Source organism: Micromonospora foliorum (assembly GCF_022229015.1).
Classification (GTDB): Bacteria; Actinomycetota; Actinomycetes; order Mycobacteriales; family Micromonosporaceae; genus Micromonospora; species Micromonospora foliorum.
Genome location: NZ_JAKKFF010000208.1, coordinates 1 through 3,308 on the forward strand (window position 1 = coordinate 1; position 3,308 = coordinate 3,308).

Below are 3,308 nucleotides of genomic sequence, written 5' to 3' on the forward strand. Positions count from 1 at the left end.
GGTGTCGCGGATCGTGACCCCGACGATGTCCCTGGTGGCCGGGAAGAGGGTGATGGCACCGAACTCCTGGTCCTCGTTCCAGAAGGCGCCGCCGGTGCGGTAGAGGCCGTTGTTGGCGATCAACGTCGTGCCGGAGAACGGCAGCGGGTCGTGGTCGGTCGCCAGCATGATGCCCGGGTAGTTGGCGGTGTCGTAGATCAGGTTGTTCTCGATCGAGTTGTCGTAGCCGCCGTAGATGGCGATGCCGTTGGCCCGCCAGGGCAACTGGATGGTGTTGTTGACGAAGTGGTTGTCGTGGGCGATGTCGACGTTGCGGTCCTTGACGTACGGGTTGGCCCAGACGGCGAGCGCGTCGTCACCGGTGGTGCGGAAGGACGAGTTGAACACCCGCGAGTTGCGCGTGCCGTTGCTGAAGTTGATGCCGTCGGCGTACGTGTTGCGGATCCGCATGCCGGTGAACTCCAGCCCGTCGGCCGGCCCCCACAGGTCGGGGATGTTGTCGTAGTCGCGGCCCACCCAGACGCCCACGTTGGCGTGCTCGATCCAGACGTTGCTGATCCGGGTGCCGGTGCCGAAGCGACCGTTCAGTCCGACGCCGCCCTCGGCGTTGCCGTCACCGCCGCGGATCCGACCGGAGCCGAAGATGGCGATGTCGGAGATCTGGGTGTTCTTGTCGATGTCGAAGCCGAAGTTGCCCTCGTGGGGGTGGTTGATGCCGCCCACCACGTTCTGCGGCTCGGTCAGGGTGTAGAGCTGCGAGTGCCACATGCCGGCGCCCCGGATGGTGACGTTGCTGATGCCGACCTGGTTGTGCGTACCCCGGTTCAGCGGGTCGTCGGTCAGGATCTTCTGCTCCTGCCGCCACTGCCCGGCGGGGATCCACACGCAGCTGATGACGCCGTTCTGGTCGTCGGTCACCGCCCGCTGGATGGCGGCGGTGTCGTCGAGCCCGTCGTTCGGGACCGCACCGTACGAGGTGATCGAGGTGCAACCGGCCGGCTGGCTCGCCGCCGGTGCCACCTGCTCCAGGTCGATCATGTCGATGACGTAGAAGGAGGCGGTGTCACCCGAGTCGCGCTGCAACTTGAACCGGGTGCCGGCCGGGTACGACTGCGCCAGCAGCGCGTTCGACTCGTCGAAGAGCCGCCGGGCGTCGGCCTGCGGGGTGTTGGTCAGCGCCTCCGGCCCGTCGGTGTTGCCGTAGAGCCAGCTGTGCTTCGACGACAGGGTCAACTTCCGGGAGAAGACGTCGTTGACGTAGAGGCTGATGGTCGCCTCGATGCCGCCGCCACCGGGCGCGTCCGGGATGGAGTTGCGCACCACGATGGAGTTGGCCTGGTTGGCCGAGGTGAACTCGACGAACTGGCCGGTGCTGGCGAGCCGTACCGACTTGCGACCGGAGGACTCGCTGGCGAAGTTGGTGTGCCCGAAGGTGCGCAGCGGGTCGGCCTCGAGCAGCGTGCCCTGGTAACGGCCGGCCTCCGCCTCGTAGGAGACGTACGGGACGGCAGCCCCACGGCCAACCACGATCGACTGACTGAACGCGTTGTTGGTCTCGTTGGTCTCGGTGACCACGTTCGTGGCGTCGGCGGTGGCGGTGATGGTGGCGCCACCGCTGGTGGCGGTCCAGCTACCGCTGACGGCCACGCTTACCGTCGCGCCGGCGGCGATCGAGGCGGTGTTGGTGTTGAGCGTGGTGCTGCCCGCCACCAGCCGGGTGACAGTGGTCGCGCCGGTCGCGGTGGTGCCGCGGTTGCGGACCGCCACGGTGAAGGTGACGGACGCCCCGACGGCCGGGTTCGACGGGTTCGAGGCGATGCTGAGCACCTGCAGGTCGGGGCCCGGGGCCTGCGCCACCACCAGCGGCGACGCGGCCGTGAAGCTGTTGTTGCCGTTGTTCTGCTCGACGATCGTGTTCGCCGGGTCGACCACGGCCGAGACGGCGTAGCTGCCCATCGGCCGGGTACCGGCGTTGAACGACACCGTGGTCGAGACGCCGGCGGCGAGCGCGCCCACCGACGCGCTGCCGACGACCGCGCCGGCCAGGCTGAAGTTCACAGTGGTCGCACCGGCGGACGCCGAGCCGATGTTCTGCACCACGGCCGAGAGCGTGACCGGGGAGACCTCGCTGGGCGACGTGGGCGACCAGGTCACCGAGCTGACGACCAGGTCCGGGTTGGGCGCCGGCGTACCGCACACCTCAAGCTCGGCGACCTGGCCGGACGGGGCACCGGTGTTGCCGGTGAACCGCAACTGCACGTCCGCGGTGGTCGCGCTGACCGGGATGGTCACCAGGTTGGTGCCCTGGACGAACTGGTAGGCCGCCGCCGACACCAGGCTGGTGTACGTGGACGACGCCTGGTCGCGGCCGAGGACCTGGATGGTCTGGGTACGGGTGCCCCAGGCCGGGTCCGGGTTGAGCTTCACGGTGACACCGGAGACGGAGTGGTTCGCGCCCAGCGCCACGGTCAGGTTCTGCGGGTAGCTCGCCGCGCCCTCCCAGTAGGTGGTGAGCTGCCCGTCGTTCGCCTTGTCAGGGGTGAAGCTGAAGGTGGAGCCGCTCGCCGTCATGCTCTTGCCCTGCGCCACGTTGGTGCAGGCGGGCGGGTTGCTGCCGGTCCGGGTGACGGTGTTGCTGTTGGCGGAGAGGTTGCCGGCGCCGTCGCGGGCGCGGACGTAGTACGACACGGTCGCCGTCGCCGGTTGGGTGTCCTGATAGGTGAGCACGGTGCCCAGCGTCGCGATCAGGCTGCCGCCCCGGTAGACGTTGTAGCCGGCGAGCCCGCTGCCACCGGAGTCCGTGGAGGCCCCCCAGTTGAGCGTGATCGTGCTGCCCGACGTGCTGTGCGACAGCGTCCCCGGGACGCTCGGCGCGGTGGTGTCACCACTGCCGGTACGGGTCACCGTGTTGCTGTTGCCGGAGAGGTTGCCCGCGGCGTCGCGCGCCCGGACGTGGTACGACACGGTCGCCGTGGCCGGCTGGGTGTCGTTGAAGGTGGTCACGTTGCCGATGGACTGGAGGAACACGCCGTTGCGGTAGACGTCGTAGCCGGCGATGCCGCTGCCGCCCGCGTTGTCGGTCGACGCGACCCAGTTGAGGCTGATGGTGGTGCCGGACTGGGTGTACGAGAGGTTGCCCGGAACGCTCGGCGCGGTGGTGTCGGGGGTGGTGCCGCCGCTGCCGTACACCTCCAGCTCGGAGAGCTGCCCGGCCGGCCAGCCGCTGTTCGCAGTGATGGTGATCCGGACGTAGCGGGTGGAGGTCGAGCTGAAGTTGATCGTGACGGTGTTGCCGCTTGCCGGGTTGA

The 3,308-nt window shown here is 68.9% G+C and carries 1 protein-coding gene; it reads right to left on the bottom strand.

From position 1 onward, the window contains the following. Positions 1-3,308 (bottom strand): CARDB domain-containing protein (locus PSH25_RS16265; RefSeq protein ID WP_238659892.1); only part of this gene is annotated, 3,308 nt, incomplete at both ends.